Below are 16,488 nucleotides of genomic sequence, written 5' to 3'. Positions count from 1 at the left end.
GGCCCGGCGGGCGCGGCGGTGCCCACACGCACCCCCCCCCCCCCACCGGGGGGGGGGCCCCGGGCTGGGGGGGGGCGGGCCCCCCGGGGGCCCCCCCGCCCCCCACGGAGCCGGCAGGCGGCGGGGCCGACGGCGGGGTGATCCTCGGCGAGCTGCTCGCGCGGCAGGAGTTCGGACCGCAGGAGTTCGGCCAACAGGGTTTCGGGCCGCAGGAGTTCGGGCGGCCGGACGGTGAGGACGGCGGGCCCGTCCTCGACAACGCCGGGCTGACGGTCGGTGCCGAGATCCCCGGGCTGCCCGGGGCCGTGGTGGTCCCCCGGCCCGTGCTGCCGCGCCCGTACGACCTGCCCACCGGGCCGTCGGCGGAACTCGCCGCACAGCTCGCCGCACCACTCGACCCGGGCGCCGGCGCGACCCCCGGGCCTGTGGACGGGGCTCAGGCGGACCCGGCCGTCGTCGATCCTGCGGTCGTCGATCCGGCCGTCGTGGACTCGGCGGGCGGTCTCGACGGGGTGCCCGCCGACCGGTCGACGCCCACCCACGAACGCCCGCAGGAGGACAGCGTGGAGCACGGCCCGGACGGCGAACTGCGCACCCCGCGCATCCTGCCGCAGCGGGTCCGCAACGCCAGCCTCGCCGAGCAGCTCCGCGAGGCCAACGCGCCCGGCACCATGATGCCGCCGTCCACCCCGACCACGCCGTCCTCGCCGTACGGGGCCCGCCCCGCCCCGGCCGGCCCCCGGTTCGGCGAGGCCGACGACCCCTCGCCGACGCGGTCCCGCGCCACCATGGCCGCCATCCAGCGCGGCACCCGCAGCGCCCGCGCGACCGGTACCGGACCGGACGCGCCCGCCATCGCCCCCCACCCGGCCGCACCTTCCGCCCCCGAGGGCACCGCGGAAGCCCCCGCCGTTCAGGAAGCCAAGGAACAGCAGTGATGACGCAGCACACCGAGACCCAGCGCGACCTCAACTGGCTGCTGGACCAGCTGGTGGCGCGGGTACCCGAGACCCGGCACGCCATCGTCCTCTCCGAGGACGGACTGCTGGTCGGCACGTCCCAGGGCCTCGACCGGGCCGACGCCGAGCACCTCTCCGCCGTCGCCTCCGGCCTGCAGAGCCTGGCCCGCGGCGCCGGACACCGCTTCAACGGCGGACGGGTCCGGCAGACCGTGGTCGAGATGGACCAGCTGTTCCTGTTCGTCACCACCGCCGGACAGGGCGCCCGGCTCGCCGTCCTCACCAGCGAGCAGGTGGACGCCGGACTGATGGCCTACGAGATCAACATGCTGGTCAAGCAGGTCGGCCAGTACCTCACCGCGGCGCCGCGCAGCGACGCGGGCCGACCCGGCGCGGGTGGCGGTGCGTGACCAGCGCCGACGCCGACGAGGGCTGGTTCTACGACAAGGACGCCGGCCACCTGGTCCGCCCCTACGCGATCACCAACGGGCGCACCGGCCCGGTCCGTGACGGCTTCGCGCTGATCACCCTGGTGGTCACCGCCGACCCGCGCACCGACACCAGCCGGCTGACCCCCGAACCGGCCGCGATCCTCGACCTGTGCCGCGAACGCCCGCTGGCCGTGGCCGAGATCGCGGCCACCATGGACCTGCCGGTGAGCGTGGTCAAGGTGCTGCTGGACGACCTGGCGGAGGCCCGGCTGATCCTCACCCGGGCCCCGGTCCAGCTCGCCGAGGCACCGGACATCTCCCTGATCCAGGCCGTGATCGAAGGCGTCCGCAGACTCTGACCGGCTGCCGCGTCCGTGACATCCGCCGCACCCGTCGCGTCCACCGCATCCATCGCACCCGCAGCATCCCCACAGTTCCTCCCCAGGAGACCCGAATTGACGACCCAGAGCCTGGTGCCGGGCGCGGTCAAGATCCTCGTCGCCGGCGGCTTCGGCGTCGGGAAGACCACCATGGTCGGCTCGGTCAGCGAGATCGAACCGCTGCAGACCGAGGAGCGGATGACCCGCGCCAGCATCGGGGTCGACAGCCTCGAAGGCGTCCAGGGCAAGTCCACCACCACGGTGGCGATGGACTTCGGGCGGATCACCGTCCGCGAGGACCTGGTGCTCTACCTCTTCGGCACGCCCGGGCAGTTCCGCTTCTGGTTCATGTGGGACGACCTCGCCCTCGGCGCCCTCGGCGCGATCATCCTCGCCGACACCCGGCGGCTCGAATCCAGCTTCGCCGCCGTGGACTTCTTCGAGCAGCGCGGAATCCCCTTCGCCATCGGGGTCAACTGCTTCCACGGCCGCCGCGACGCCACCCCGGAGGACGTCCGCCGGGCCCTCGACCTCGGGCCGGAGGTGCCGGTGGTGCTGTGCGACGTCCGGGAGCGGGCGTCCAGCAAGGAGTTGTTGCTCGCCCTGCTCGACCGGGTGCACCGGGACGCGCTGGCCGTCGGGCGGCGCTGAGGCGGCCAGGCGGTGGTGCGGCGACCAGGCGGCGCTGAGGCGGCCGGGCGGCGGTAGCCGCCCGGGTCACGCCTGGGCCGGGATCACGCCTTCGTCGGGCTGAGCTCGGCGAGCGCGTCGACCAGCGGGGCCAGCTCGGGGAGTTCCGCGGCCTGGGCCAGGGTCGCCTCCAGGGTGGCGTCGTGCACCGGGCGGGCGGCCTCCAGCAGGGCGCGGCCCTCGGAGGTCAGCTCGGTGTAGATGCCGCGCCGGTCGTCCGCGCAGAGGTAGCGGCTGAGCAGGCCCCGGTCCTCCAGGCGGCTCACCAGCCGGGTGGTGGCACTGCTGCTCAGCGCCGCCGCACGGGCCAGCTGCTGCATCCGCATGTGCCAGCCGTCCTGCCGGGAGAGCGCCTCCAGCACCGTGTACTCCACCACCGAGAGCTTGTGCTCCGCCTGGAGCGCCTTCTCCAGCGCGGCGTCGATCAGCCCGTGCAGGGCGGCGAGCGTCCGCCAGCCACCGGCCCGGACCTCGGCCGCGTCGTCGCGGATGGCCATGGCTCGCCTTCCCTTCACGTTCACCTGTGCGTCCTGAGCTGTCCCCTCTCGTACAAGTATGCCATTCGGCGCCGATTATCGGTCTCTGCAAATAAATCGGCTCACAGCTCCTTCCCGTCCTCCATCCCATTCTTCGGGCCGTCCTCCGGGCCGTCCTCCGAGTCGTCCTGCTCGCCGCCCCAGGAGGCGGAGCAGAGCGCGGTCGCCAGCGCCTCGGTGTAGTCGGCGGCCGCCAGCCAGGCGGTGGCGAAGGCGTCGTGGTCGTCCGCGACGATCCGGCCGAACACGTCACGCCGCTGGTCCGCGGCAGCCGCCCGCAGGCCGTCCAGCAGCTCGGCGGCGGTCGCCAGCCCCGACGCCCGCAGCAGGGCCCGGTCCGCCGCCGCCGTGGCCGCGCCGGGCGCCGGCGCGGACCGGCCGGTGGTGACGGTCTGCTCCACCCGGCGGCCGAGCACGTGCACCGGCGGGCCGAGCGGCGGCGCGGTGGGGAGCTCGGCCGGGAGCCCGGCGGGCAGATCGGCGGATGGCCCGGTGGACGGGCCGGCGGATGGCCCGGTGGACGGGCCGGCGGGCAGGTCAGCGGTCTGCAGGCGTTCCAGGCCGAGGTTGACCCGGTCCGCCCGGTCGGCGGGCAGGGCAAGGCGGTCGTGGCCGTCGTGGCCGTCGTGGTCGGAGCCGTCCCAGGGCGTGCCGATCGCCAGCACCCGCAGTTCCGGACGGTCCGCGCGCTCCAGCCGTCCGATCAGCCGCAGCCGAAGGCCCGGGGCCGTGGCGAGCAGGGCCAGATTGGCCCGGAAGGCCAGATCGGGGTGCTCGTGCCCCGGGCGCAGCGCGATCACCGTGTCGCCACCGACCGGACGGGCGAGCAGCTGGAGCGCCCCGCCCGGACCGGTCGGGGCCGTGCCCAGCAGGACGACGTCCAGGAACAACAGGTCGCTCCCCGCCGGGCGACTCCCGTACGGCAGCTCCTGCGCCGCCAGTGCCCGGGCCACCTGGGCGGCGGGCGGCTCGGCCCAGAGCCGGGCCACCGGCTCCGCCGTCCAGGCCGCGCCCGCCGCGCGGACCGCCCGCACCGAGGCACCCGCGCCCAGCCGCCCACCCGTGGACCTGGTCGCGCCCTGAACCGCCAGCCCCGCGCGGCTGAACTCACGGTGGCTCAGCGCCGCATCGCCCAGCCGGACCGTCCGGTTGCCCGCCGCGACGGCCAGCGGGGCGGCGGTCGTGACATCGCCGTGCGGGGTCACCTCGGCGATCGTGCTGAGCCGGCCACCCGCGTCCACCGCCCAACTGACCGCCCCCGCGTGGGTCGCGGTCAGCACCGGCTCGGCGAACAGCCCGTACAGCCGCAGGCCGCCCTCCTCGGCGTAGGCCTGGCGGGCGGTGCCGCGCAGGGCGGCGAGCGGGCTCGGGGCGGCGGGCGGGGTCGGGGCGTCGACCGGGGCGACCGGGGCGGTCGGCGTGGTCACGGCAGTCAGGGTGTTCAGGGCGGTGGTGAGGCCGAGCAGCTCGCGCAGCGCCGCCACCAGGTCCGCCAGCCGGTGGTCGGGCGCACCGGAACGCGCCGCCCGGATCCCGGTCACCACGGCGACCGCCGCCGCGGCCGGGCGGTACAGCCCCGCGACCCGCGCCCCGTGGCCGGCCCGCAGCAGCTCCGCCTGGGCGACCGCGCCCGCCCCGCTCACCCCGGCGGCCAGCAGCGCGCAGGCGGCGCGGTGGAGGTGCCGGGCGGCGCCGCGTTCGGCCGGGGTGAGGGCGGCGGGTCCGGGTTCCGGTCCCGGCTCGGGTCCGGGTTCGAGTCGGGGTCCAGGTCGGGATTCGGATCCGGGCTCGGGCGGGGTTGTGGTGGTGGTCGCGGCAGGTGTTCCCGGCGCCTCGGCCGGCGTGGTCCCGAGGCCCGGATCGTCGGCCTCGGCCTCGGCCTCGGCCTCGGCCAGCGGGCAGAGGCTGACGGCGGCGGCCCGGTGGACGCAGGCCGGGGCGAGCAGACAGCCGCACCGGACGTCGGACGGGCCGGCCACCACCCCGCCCGGGGCGTGCAGGACGAGCAGGACCTCCTCGTCCACCTGCACCCGCCACTCGTCGCCCTCCCGGCTGAGCGGCCGCTCGGCGAGCTTCGCCGCCGCGCCGTCCAACCGCTTCTGCAGGCGGGCGCTCAGCGCCGACACCACCTCGGCGACCACCTCCGGCCGGACCCCCGGCCAGCTGCTCCCGGTCTGTGAAGCCCGCTCTGTCTGTGTCGTGGCGTTCATCGCACCTTCTCCCCCACCCAGCGGGCCAGTTCCAGCGGGCTCAGCGCCGCCACCGGCATCCCGGCCGCGACCAGTTGGCCGGCGACCGCCTTCGAATAGCGGGCCGTCCCGGAGTCGTCCAGCGCCGCGCAGCCCAGCAGGTGCACGCCGGAGTCCACCAGGGCCCGGGTCTCGGCGAGCAGCGTGTTGACCGGGCCGCCCTCCTCGAAGTCGCTGACCACCGCGATCAGCGTCCGCGACGGCACCGTCACCAGCTCCCTGGCGTAGCGCAGACCGGTCGCGATGCTGGTGCCGCCACCGACGCTCACCTCCAGCAGCAGGCTCAACGGATCCGCCACCTGCTCCGTCAGGTCGAGGACATCGGTGGAGAAGGCCACGAAGTGGGTGCTCAACGAGGGCACGCCGGCCAGGATCGAGGCGGTGAGCGCCGCCCAGACCGTGGACGCCTCCATCGACCCCGACACGTCCACCACCAGGATCAGCCGCCAGTCGTTGGCCTGCCGCGCCCTGGTCCGGAACACCGGGCGCTCCGGCACGATCACGGTGCCCGAACCGTCCGGCCCGGGGCGGGCCGTGGCCAGGTTCGCCCGGATCGTCCGGTGGAGGTCCAGCCCGCCGCCCGGGCGCCGCGACGGGCGCGGCACGCTGATCCCGGTCAGCGCCGGGCGCAGCCGGGTCGCCAGCTCGCGGCTCAACTCGTCCACCATGCGGCGCACCAGCGGACGCAGCTTGGCCACCCGGGCCTCGGGCAGACCGCCCGCGTGGTCCAGCACCGCGCGCAGCAGGTCCACCGACGGGCGGACGGCGGACGGGTCGATCGCCTCCAGCACGTCCGTACGGCCCTGGGCGACGGCGGCCGCCAGGACCTCCTCCCGGACGCCCGGACCGAACAGGGCCTCCAACTCCTCGGCCCACTCCCGCACTCCGGGGAACGGTGCCTCGCGGCCGCCCCTGCTGCCGCCCCTGCCACCCCGGTCGTCCAGGCCGGGGCCGGAGCCCTCGCCGTGGCCGCTGCCGTACAACTCGTCCAGCGCGGTGGCGAGTCGGGCGCTGCGGCCGGACAGGCCGCCCGTGCCCGGGCGGCCCAGCAGCAGGCGCCAGCGCTCGGCGGGCGTGAGGACGCGCCCGGGAGCGGGCGACGGGGCGGGTGCCGGGCCGGTCGCCGTCGTGGGCCCGGGTTCGGGCTCGGACCCAGACCCGGGCTCGGACCCGGGCTCGGGCTCGGACACCTGGTCGGCGGTCCGGGGAGCGGCCGGCAGCAGGCCTCTCCCGGCGAGCACCCGGCGGGCCGCCAGGTCCGCGCGGACCCAACGGGCCACCAGAGCGGGGTCGGTCTGCTCCGGCAGGGCCGCCAGGCGGGTGCCCAGGCGGTCCTCGACGGAGACCAGCAGCCGGTCACGGGCGGCCGGGCTAAGCGTGTCGAAGCCACCGCGCAGCGCGGGCAGCCGGTCCAGGAAGGCGGCGTCCGAGAGCGAACCGACCCGTTCCAGCACCGGTTCGAGCGCCTCGGGCGCACTGTCGAACAGGCCCTCGGCAGCGGTCAACAACCCGACCAGCAACCGTCCGAGCACCTGCCGCGCCCGCACGTCGGTCGCCCCGTCCACCCAGGACGCGGCCCGCCCGCCGAACACCTGCGCGGACTCCTGCCCGAGCAGCACCCGCACCGCCCCGGCCGCGCCCCGCACCAACGGGCTCCCCCGCTCGGCGAGTTCCCCCAGCGCGTACCCCAGCCGCACCCCGCCCAGCTGGTCCGCCCGCCGGGCCAGCTCCACCAACGCCCGCGCATCCGCGGGATCGTCCGAACCCCCCAACCCCTCCACCTGCCGCACCGCCACGGCGGTCAACAGGTCCATCGCCGCCCGCAGCGGCAGTCCGGGGCCGGTCCGACTGTCAACACCCTTGGAGGACGGAGTCGTTGACTCCGCCGGACCGGCCGCACCCGCAGGTGCTTCCCCGGGGGCCGTGACCGGGAGGTGGCCGGCGGTGAGGCGGTCGAGGAGGGCGAGGGCGGCGAGGAGGTCGGGGAGGGTGGCGGTGGCGGGAAGGGTGGTGGTGAGTCGGGTGAGGAGGGTGGCGGTGAGGGTGGGGAGGGCGCAGGAGGCGGCGGCGGTGAGGCCGTCGATGATCTCGCGCGGGGTGGGGTCGTCGGGGAGGCGGCTGCGGAGGGCGCCCTCGGCGGCTTGGGCGGGGGTGACGCCCCGGGTGCCGGCGACGGTGAGCAGGGCGGTGACGGTGGGGGTCCAGTGCAGGCGCCAGCGGGTGCCGAGGGTTTCGGTGCCGCCGGGGCCGGTGGTGGGGACGGGGTCGGCGTAGGGGACGCCGCAGGCGGCGAGGCGGTGGAGGAGGATCTCGCGGCGGCGGTCGAGGGGGCTGCGCAGCGGGTCGAGGCGCAGTTCGCGCGGGCCCGGGTCGGTGGGGCCGGGGAGGCCCAGGTCGGCGAGCAGGGTTTCGACGGCGGGGCCGAGGCCGCTGCGCGGGGCGGCCGGGGTGGGGCGCCCGGTGCGGGTGCCGACCAGGACCTGTTCGAGGGCGCGCGCGACGGCCCGGCCGCGGCCGAGGGGCTCGCCCTGGGCGAGCACGGACTGGACGGCTTCGACGAGTTCGCCGCGCCCGGGGGCGGCGTGGCCGCGCAGTCGGGCGAGGTCGCCGGCCAGGCGGACGATCTCTCGGGCGTCCGCGGGGCCGGAGGGGTGGTCCTGGGCACGCAGGGCGGCGCAGATCCGGACGGCGGTGGTGGTGAGCGCCTCGTCGAGGCGCTCGGGGTCGCCGCCGGCGTCGAGGACGGTGTGCTGCCACTCGGGGTCGCGGATGCCGGCCGGGTAGCCGGAGCGGGCGTCGAGCAGCGGGTAGGTGTACGGGATGAGGGAGAGCACGTGCCCGGGTTCGTCGGGGCGGGGCGGCTCCTCGGGGGCGGTGGGCCCGTCGAGCAGGGCGGGGGCGTGGAAGGCGCCGACGACCACGGCGGTCCGGCGTCCGCCCGCCGAGGCGGCCCGGATGCGGGCGCGCATCCAGGCTTCGCGGCGCAGGTCGTACGGGTCGACGCCGGGGCCGGTTCCGGCGTCGTGGCGCAGGGCCCAGCCGACCAGGAGGGCGGCGCGCCGGACGGCCTCCGGGCCGGAGCCGGGGGCGGCGGTCTCGACGAGGCGGTCCCAGAGGTCGTCGTCGGTGGCACGGCCGGTGAGGCGGTGGCGCAGCGCGTCGGCCACGCCGGGGGTGTCGGGGCCGGCCACGGGGCGGCGGCCGCGCGGGCCGACGGGGCCGGTGCGGTGGGCGAGCGGGAGGTCGCAGGCGATGGCTTCGACGCCGTTGCGCCGGGCCCAGCGCAGGGCGACGAGCTCCGGGGAGAAGTCGGCGAAGGGGTAGAAGGCGAGCCCGCCGGGGGCCGCGCCCGCGTCGTCCCCGTCCGCATCGTCCCCGCCGGCCGGGGCGGCGGCGAGGGCCACGGGGGCCTCGGTGGCCTCGTCGGCGAGGTGGTCGAGCCAGGGCTGGAACTCGGCGGGCAGTTCGACCAGGACGGCCTCGGGCCGGGCGGCGTCGAGCAGCGCGGGGAGGACCGCACTGAGGGAGGGCGCGTGGTGGCGCACACCGATCAGGTACGGCCCGGGACGGTCGGTGCCGGAGCCGGCCAGCCGGGCCGTCTCGGCCCGGACCGCGGGGTCGGTGCCGGGATCGGTACCGGGGGCCGTGCCGAGGTCAGCACCGGGATCGGTGCCGTGGCCGCATACGGCGCCGGGGCCGGGGCGGACGGCCGGGTCGTCCGGGGTGGTGGTCCTCACCGCGCTGCTCGTCATCGTCAGGCCTCCAGCGCCGGGCGGAGGTCCCACAGGGTGCGCCAGGTGGCGGCGCCCTGTTCGGCCCGGCGGCGGACCGGGCCGTCCCAGTAGCCGAGCAGCCGGGCCGCGTCCGCCGGGTCGTCCTTGCGGACCACGCCGAGGAGTTGGCCGGGGAGCCGGCCGAGGAGGTCGCCGCCGTCCGGCAGGTAGGCGGCGGTGACGCCGAGTGCGGTGGCGACGGAGACGGCTTCGGCGGTGCTCATCACCGTGGAGGGGCGTTCGACCTCCCAGCCCTCGGTGGAGCGGCCGGTGCGCAGGTCGCGGAAGGCGGTGACCAGGGCCTCCAGGACGGCGTCGTCCACGGCGTAGCCGGCGCCGGCCCGGGCGACGGCGACGGTGGACTGGCGGCGGACCAGCTCGACCTCGGCGGCCAGGCTGCCGATCGGGCCGACCGTCTCGAAGTTGAACCGCCGCTTGAGGGCGGCGGACATCTCGCTGACGCCCTTGTCCCGCAGGTTGGCGGTGGCGATCAGGGTGAAGCCGGCCGCGGCGTGCAGCTGGCCGTCCGGGGTGCCGGCCAACTCGGGTACGGCGATGCGCCGTTCGGAGAGCAGGGAGACGAGGGCGTCCTGCACCTCGGGCAGGCAGCGGGTGACCTCCTCGACCCGGGCGACGGCCCCGGTGGTCATCGCGGTGAGCACCGGGGAGGGGACGAGGGCTTCGCGGCTGGGGCCTTTGGCGAGCAGCAGGGCGTAGTTCCAGCCGTACTTGAGCTGGTCCTCGGTGGTGCCGGCGGTGCCCTGGACGGTGAGCGCGCTGGTCCCGCAGACGGCCGCGGCGAGCAGTTCGGAGAGCATCGACTTGGCGGTGCCGGGTTCGCCGACGAGGAGCAGGCCGCGCTCCCCGGCGAGGGTGACGACGCAGCGTTCGACCAGGGCGCGCTCGCCGACGAACTTGGGCTCGACGGCCAGGCTGCGGCGTCCGGCCTTGAGCTTCTCGCCGCCGCTGCCCATGACGAAGGTGACCACGGCGCGCGGGGTGAGGCGCCAGCCGGGCGGGCGCGGGCCGCTGTCGTGGGCGGCGAGGAACTCCAGTTCGGCGGCGTGCTTCTCCTCGGGCGGGACGATCTGCCGTACCGGGGAGTCGGTGGCGGTGGTCCCGGTGGCGGTGGTCCCGGTGGCGGTGGTGTCGGTGGCGCTCATCGGCGGGCCTTCCTGCGCTTGCTGGTCCGGAGCTCTTCGTAGCCGGGGGTGTCGCCGTCGAGGGTGCGCTGCCAGGCGCGGGCGAACAGTTCGGGCACGGGCAGGTGCGGCAGCACCGGCCGGTGGGTGGACAGTTGGTACAGACCCGCCTTCCAGGTCTCCACCGGCAGGGCGGGGGCCTTGGCCTCCTGCCAGCCGCCGGGCAGGAAGAGGCTGCGGCCGGCCCGGGCCCGCTTGGCCTCCAGCACCAGTGCGCCGGCGGCGAGTTCGGCGCGGGCGCGCTTGAGCCGGGCGGGCTTCCAGCCCGTCCAGCGGGCGGCGTTGCGGTCCGTCGGGTCGGGCAGGGCGAGCAGCTGGAGGTAGAGCGCGGCCGCGTCCTCGCCCAGGCCGTGGGTACGGGCCGCCTCGGCGACCAGCTCGGGGGCGCTGAGCTGCGGGTTCTGCAGCCAGGCCGGGCCCTCGTCGGCGGCCGGCACGGCTGGGGCGCCCGCGGCCAGGCGTTCCGGTTCGCCGCCCAGGATCGACCGGACGGCGGCCAGGTCGGAGCCGGACCAGTAGCCGTCGGTCAGCCCGATGAGCAGGTCGATCAGCGGGTCGTCCGGGCCGGTGAGGCCAGCGGGGCGCAGCCAGATCTGCTCGTACTCGGTGCGGTAGGGGCTGAGGACGACGGCCGGACCGCAGCGGACCAGGCCGTCCGGGTCGGCTCCGCCCTCGGCGGGCCGGCCGAAGTGTGCGCGCAGGACGGTCGACACCGAGGTGCCCTGGGTGGTGCTGACCAGGCCGAATCCGAGCAGCAGTTCGGGGTCGGCGAGCCGGGTGCGCAGCGCGGCGGCGGCCGTGGGCAGCAGCGGGCGCAGCGGGCTGTCGGCGGGCAGGTGGTAGCCGAGCCAGCGCAGGGCGTCGATCGCCCCCGGGAGGGTGCCGGGGCCGGGGGCGGCGGTGGCGTCCGCGGGCTCCAGCTGGAGCGCGGCCCGGCTGCCGGTGGTCAGCCGGTAGGCGGTGGTGCGGGTGAGCCAGGGCGTGCGGCCGGGGTTGAGCAGTTCCTCGATCGTGCCGATGGGCACGCCCTGGACGCCGGCCAGGGCGTCCTCGGGGAGGGTGACGAGGCGTCCGAAGTGCCGGATCCAGGCCTCGGCCGCGGCGGCGGTGTCGGGGCCCTCCGTCCACAGCCGCTTCGGGTCGTCGAGGGGCAGCAGGGCGCCCCAGACGTCGGCGATCGCGTGGTGGTCGTGGTTGCGCAGCCAGGCCTGGGCGGCCCTGACCTCGGCGGTCTTGAGGCCGTGTTCGGCGGGCACCTCGACGTTGCCCCAGTTCAGGAGGCCGGGGGGCGGGCAGAGCAGCAGGGTGGCGCGGGCGGTGCCGATGCCGGTGAGCTCGGCGAAGGCGGCGGCGTGCTCGCTCTGCCAGGGGACGCTGCCGCGCAGGGCGGCGACCCGCCGGAACTTCTCGGTCCAGGCGGTGTTCACCCGCTCCTCGGTGCGGCGCTCCTCCAGGGTGGTGAAGTGGGCGACGGGACCGAACTCTCCGCTCGGGTCGTGGTCGACGGCCCGCCAGTGCGCCGTTCCGTCCTCCTGCTGGTGGCGGTAGTCGAGGATCACCACGGTGCGGTCGCCGCGGCGGAACACCTCGCCCTGGCGGTAGGCCTCCGGCCGGCGGCCCTTGGCGCGCTCGTCCGTCTCGCCGAGGACGACCTCGCGCAGGGTGGCGCCGCGGTCGGCGAGCGGGCCCTTGGTGAGCTCGCCGAGCAGCAGGACCAGGGTGGAGCGGTGCGCCGGCGGGGTGAGCGGGTCGGCGATGGCGTGGGCGAGGACGTCCACCCGGCCGAGCAGGTTGCGCCAGCCGTGGTGGGCCTCGCCACCGCGCAGGGTGACGGTGCCCTGGGCGGTCCAGCCCTCGCCCTCCACGGCGGTCGGGACGGCCGCAGCGGCCGCGGCAGCCTCAGCGGTCGGGGCGGTCGGGGCGGTCGAGGCGGTCGGGGCCGTGAACGCGGCGGTGACGGCGCGCAGGTTGTTGAGCACCCAGTACTGCTCGGAGTCGCCCCAGTTGTTGCCCAGGCCCGGGGTGCCGGGCAGGACGGCGCTGACGGCGTCGCGCAGCTGGTGGTCGCGGCCGTGCTCGGGGCGCCACTCGGCGGCCTCGGCCTTGCTGGGCCGCTCGGCCTCCGGCTGCGGGAGGAACCGGGCGATCCGGTCGAGCAGGTCGGCGGCGGTGCGGGCGAACCCGGCGACGCCGGCCAGCAGCAGCGGGTGGGTGATCGCGGGCAGGGCGGCGCCGACCGCCTCGACCGGCAGGCTGTTGCGGGCCTCGCCGCGCTGGGCGAGCGGGCGCCGTACGCCCTGGACGGTGATCCAGCGCTGCTCGTCCGCGGGGACGGGCTCGGCGTCGACCGGCCAGGCGAGGTCCACCAGCCGGGCGGCCTGTTCGGCGGTCAGGGCGCGCAGCACCCGGGAACCGGCCTCGTCACGGGGCCTCAGGGCGTGCCAGTGGTCGTACGGCGGGACCAGGGCGGTACCGGCGGCGGAGAGTTCGCCCGACCGGCAGGAGCGCAGGTCGGCGGTGCGGTCGGAGCGCTCGGCCAGGTCGGGCAGGCCGAGGTCGAGGAACTCGCCGGTGCGGCTGACCACCGGGCCCCGCGCACCGGGCAGGGCGAGCCGGCCGACCGGGAGGATGTGGGTGTCGGTGCGCTCGTTCAGCGGCAGGACGATGCGCTGCCCGTCGGCGGTGAAGGTGGTGACGGCGCGCCCGGGGTCGTGCCGGACCCAGCTGCCGAGCACGGTGCCGTCGGTGCCCAGCGGGGTGCCCTCCAGGCCGGGCTGCAGCGGCAGCAGGCCGGTGCTGCCGGTGACGAGCCGGCCGGCCGCTGCGGTGGCGGCGATCACCGGCGGTTCGGCGGCCCGGCCCAGGGTGCCGGTGGCCGGGTCGAGTTCGCGCAGGACGGGGGTGCCGTCCGGGGCGTGGCGCAGTGTCCAGTACCCGGTGCCGTCGCCGAGGACGGGGTGCTCCTCGGGCAGCCGGGTGTCGCCGGGGTGCAGCGGGCGGGCGCCGGTGGTGCGGCCGCCGCCGGGCAGCGGGAGGGAGGTGTCGTCCGGGTGGCGTTCGCCGTAGTAGTAGCCGGCGATGGTGCGGCCGGTCAGTTCGAAGGTCTGGTCCGGGCGGCCGGACCAGTAGGCCTTCTGCTCGTTGCCCTCGTACCAGACGACGAGGAGCTCGCCGTCGACCAGGCGCAGCCGGGGCCGGTTGCGCACGCCCGGCAGCGGGGGCACCCGCAGGGTGTGCTCCAGCAGGATGGCGTCCGGGCCGACCACGAGGGCCCGGTCGTGGCGGGCGAGGACGAGGTACGGCCAGGCGTCCTCGACGGTCAGGTCGTTCAGGCCGCGGGGGCGGTGTCCGGGGGCGGTGTCCGGGAGGGCGTCGGCGGCGGGCGGGTCGGCGAGCCGGGCGAGCGCCTCCTCCAGGGCGGGCCAGCCGAGTTCGTCCAGGATCCCGGCGGCGAGGGCGCCGGCGAGCAGCCCGGCGACGTCGAGCGCGGCGATCTTCTCGGCGGCGGCCGGGGCGACCGTGCGGATGGCGGTGCGGTGCGGGGTCAGCGAGCGGACCAGGTCGACGGCGCCGGCCAGGCCGCGGACGGCGGTGAGTTCCTCGGCGCGCTCCTCGGCCCACTCCCGGAACAGCTCGTTCAGCAGGGGGAGCGCGGCACAGCGGTGTTCGACGGCCTGCGCCCAGGCGCCGGGGGCGGAGCGGCGCAGCAGCGGCCGGAAGCGTGCGTCGGCGGCGACGGCGGCGAGCGAGCCGCCGATGGTCCTGGCCCCGTCGGTCGCGGCGCTCGGAGCGCCGGTCGGAGCGCCGGTCGGAGCGTCGGCGGCGGCCGGGCCGCTCTGGGTGACCCACTCGCGCAGGTCGAAGCCCAGGCCGGCCGGCGGGTCGGCCACCGGGACGCCCTCGGCCAGCAGGAGCTCCAGCAGGTCGAGCCGGGTGAGGCTGCCGCTGATGCCGGTGAAGAGGTCGACCGGGACGGCGTCGGCGCGCAGCCGCTCGACCATCCGGCCGGCCAGCGCGAGGGTGGCCGGGCAGCCGGGCCGGTTGCGCCAGCCGCGGCCAAGGTGGTTGCACCAGCGCCGGAGCCACTGCGCGGCGGGCTCGGCGCCCTCGGCGCGCGGGCCGGTGAGCAGGTCCTCGGCGCCGGTGGCGGCGAGGACGGCCAGCCAGGCGGAGTCCTGGGCGGCGGCGTCGGTGCCGCCGGCGGCCGGGTCGGGCAGCAGTTCCAGCAGCCGGGTGCGGACCGCGGCGTCGTCGCTGCCGAGCTCGACCAGGGCGCCGTGCCAGGACTTCCAGAACGCGGCGGGCGCCCGGTTGACCGCGGGGGACTCCAGCAGCTCGGCGAGCAGCGCCCGTTCGTGCGCGGCGCGGTCCAGCCCGGCGGCCCGGATCAGCGCGCGGGCGTCCTCGGCGACCCCGGCGTACGGGGCCATGCCGGCCGCGGAGCGCTCGGTGCACAGCTGGCGGAAGCGCAGCCAGGCGGTCTGCGGGTCGAGCCGCCGGGCGAGCTCCTTGACGTACTGGCGCAGGGACTTGACGGTGAGCGCGCCGGCCAGGGCGAACTCCAGGAAGACGGCGCGCAGCCGCTCCTCGTCGACGGCCAGGTTGTGGGTGCGCTCGGCCTCGCGGGCCTTGCCGAACCAGGCGGCGGCGTAGGTCTGGTTGCCGTGGGTGAGGAAGATCCGGCCGACCTCCTCGCAGAAGGTGGGCAGGAAGTGCGGGACGGCGCGGCCGAGCCGGGTGGCGAGTTCGTCGAAGCCGTCCTTGGCGGCGCCGGGCTTGGACCGGGCCTGGCGGGCCAGCCGCTCCAGCTCCTTGACCAGGGCGAGCGCGTGGTGCCCGTTGGCCGGGTCGTGGACGAGTGCCCAGGCCGGGAAGCCGAGCGCCTCCTGGCGGACCTGGCCGACCTCGGCGGGCGCGCCCTCGGGGGCGAGGCCGAGGAAGTCCAGGGCGAGGTCCTCGGCGGGGCCGAGCGCGCCGGGGACCAGCCGGACGATCTGGCGGCCGTCCAGCGCGGGGTGGGTGTAGCCGCGCGCGGTCAGCACGTCGGCGGCACTGTCGGGGCGGCCGGCGTCGGCCAGGGTGCCGGGCGGCAGGACGGCGCCGGCGTCGAGCAGTGCCTCGGGCTCCGCGGCGCGCTGCTGCGGGACGGTGGTGGTCATCGGGCCGGTGGTCATGCGGCGTCCTCCCCTTCGATCGTGCGGCCCGCGTGGAGCGCGGCGGCCATCCTCATGCCCTCGGACCAGGCGACCGGCCCGACCTCGGCGAGCGGCAGGGACCGGCCGTCGGGGCCGGCCCAGCTGAGCGCGCCCGTCTCGCAGGCGTCGTACTCGTAGTAGTCGCCGACCCAGACCCGGGCCTCGACGGTGCGGCCGCCCTCGGTGATCGGCTGGACGGCGGAGCCGCCGCGGACCCGGCAGCCGAGCCGGGTGCAGCGCCCGACCAGCTCGCGCAGTTCGCGGTAGCGGCCGCCGGCGTAGGTGTGGACCTCGGTGCCCGCGGCCGGCTCCTCGGGGCGGTGCCAGACCTCGCGGTAGAGCTGCTGGACGCGCTGGGAGACGCCGAGTTCGACGGCGAACTCGCGCAGGTCGTCGAGGTCCGGGAGGAGCACCGGGTGGGGTATCAGGACCTGGCCGTCGGTCAGGCGCACGGTGTCGCCGTCGAGGTCGACCAGGCCGAGGCCGCGCTCGGCGTCGGCGTCGCGCAGGAAGCCGGCCACGGCGCCGTCCGCGCCGGTGACCACGACGTCCCGCAGGACGGACTGCCAGGCCTCGTCGGGCCAGACGGCGGCGAGCACGGCGGCGGGGACCGGCAGCGAGCGCACCATCCACCGCTCGACGTCCTCCTGGCAGCGCCGCTCGTGCGCGGCGAGCCATTCGGCGAGTTGCTTGAGCTGGGCGACCACCGGGTCGTCACCGAGCTTCGACGGGACGGACTTGAGGGGGCGGCCCGCCGCGTTGCGGCACACCACCCGGCCCTCTCCGTCGAGCGTGACGCGGTACCCTCCCGCGCCCGTTTCCACCCATGCCACAGCCGTACTCCTCCCACCGGGGAACGTCGTTCGGATCGCCCCGCTGACCAGCGATGCGAGGAACGTAGCGAGGGTCACTGACAACGCGACGGGCGGGGGGAGGTGGCCGGGGAGCGGACGAATTGAAACCACTCGAACGGGTGGTCGATCGGGTACGCAGGACCGATCCGCGGCCCTGCGGACGCGGGGGGGGGGGGGGGGGGCCCGCCGGCCGGGGGGCGCCGGGCAAACGGCGCCCAC

General features: G+C 76.9%; 10 protein-coding genes. 4 read left to right on the top strand and 6 right to left on the bottom strand.

Translation table 11 applies throughout. From position 1 onward, the window contains the following. Positions 1-137 precede the first annotated feature (137 nt). The 4 genes from ACFWXO_RS10405 to ACFWXO_RS10390 all read left to right on the top strand — a co-directional run bounded on the left by ACFWXO_RS10405 (position 138) and on the right by ACFWXO_RS10390 (position 2,421). On the top strand, positions 138-938 hold the full coding sequence (locus ACFWXO_RS10405) for a hypothetical protein (protein ID WP_380523163.1): 801 nt from the start codon (positions 138-140) through the stop codon (positions 936-938). Then, positions 938-1,369 carry a roadblock/LC7 domain-containing protein gene (locus tag ACFWXO_RS10400; RefSeq protein ID WP_375891987.1) on the top strand — a complete coding sequence of 144 codons (432 nt, stop codon included), beginning with the start codon at positions 938-940 and terminating at the stop codon, positions 1,367-1,369. The genes ACFWXO_RS10405 and ACFWXO_RS10400 overlap by 1 nt, the downstream gene beginning before the upstream one ends. Further along, positions 1,366-1,749 (top strand): DUF742 domain-containing protein, encoded by a 384-nt coding sequence (locus ACFWXO_RS10395; protein WP_207813170.1) that lies wholly within the window; start codon positions 1,366-1,368, stop codon positions 1,747-1,749. Before ACFWXO_RS10400 ends, ACFWXO_RS10395 begins: the two co-directional genes overlap by 4 nt. A 96-nt stretch (positions 1,750-1,845) precedes the next feature. Further along, a complete protein-coding gene (locus tag ACFWXO_RS10390; RefSeq protein WP_375891989.1) occupies positions 1,846-2,421 on the top strand; it encodes an ATP/GTP-binding protein in 576 nt (191 codons plus the stop codon). An 83-nt stretch (positions 2,422-2,504) separates the two neighbouring features. Here the strand turns inward: ACFWXO_RS10390 and ACFWXO_RS10385 are convergent, their stop codons facing one another. The 6 genes from ACFWXO_RS10385 to ACFWXO_RS10360 all read right to left on the bottom strand — a co-directional run bounded on the left by ACFWXO_RS10385 (position 2,505) and on the right by ACFWXO_RS10360 (position 16,248). After that, positions 2,505-2,957, bottom strand: a complete 453-nt coding sequence (locus ACFWXO_RS10385) for a MarR family winged helix-turn-helix transcriptional regulator (protein ID WP_375891991.1) — start codon at positions 2,955-2,957, stop codon at positions 2,505-2,507. A gap of 101 nt (positions 2,958-3,058) precedes the next feature. Then, positions 3,059-5,206 (bottom strand): hypothetical protein, encoded by a 2,148-nt coding sequence (locus tag ACFWXO_RS10380; protein ID WP_380523161.1) that lies wholly within the window; start codon positions 5,204-5,206, stop codon positions 3,059-3,061. Beyond that, positions 5,203-8,997, bottom strand: a complete 3,795-nt coding sequence (locus ACFWXO_RS10375; protein WP_380523160.1) for a DUF5682 family protein — start codon at positions 8,995-8,997, stop codon at positions 5,203-5,205. The genes ACFWXO_RS10380 and ACFWXO_RS10375 overlap by 4 nt, the downstream gene beginning before the upstream one ends. Positions 8,998-8,999: 2 nt before the next feature. Next, positions 9,000-10,181 carry an AAA family ATPase gene (locus ACFWXO_RS10370; RefSeq protein ID WP_380523159.1) on the bottom strand — a complete coding sequence of 394 codons (1,182 nt, stop codon included), beginning with the start codon at positions 10,179-10,181 and terminating at the stop codon, positions 9,000-9,002. Next, a complete protein-coding gene (locus ACFWXO_RS10365; protein WP_380523158.1) occupies positions 10,178-15,394 on the bottom strand; it encodes a hypothetical protein in 5,217 nt (1,738 codons plus the stop codon). Before ACFWXO_RS10365 ends, ACFWXO_RS10370 begins: the two co-directional genes overlap by 4 nt. Continuing rightward, positions 15,391-16,248 carry a DUF4132 domain-containing protein gene (locus ACFWXO_RS10360; RefSeq protein WP_375891999.1) on the bottom strand — a complete coding sequence of 286 codons (858 nt, stop codon included), beginning with the start codon at positions 16,246-16,248 and terminating at the stop codon, positions 15,391-15,393. Before ACFWXO_RS10360 ends, ACFWXO_RS10365 begins: the two co-directional genes overlap by 4 nt. Positions 16,249-16,488 lie beyond the last annotated feature (240 nt).

The sequence above is a fragment of the Kitasatospora sp. NPDC059088 genome (genome assembly GCF_042738155.1).
Classification (GTDB): domain Bacteria; phylum Actinomycetota; class Actinomycetes; order Streptomycetales; family Streptomycetaceae; genus Kitasatospora.
The sequence above is the reverse complement of the archived record's forward strand: the minus strand, read 5'-3'. Positions and strand labels throughout refer to the sequence as shown.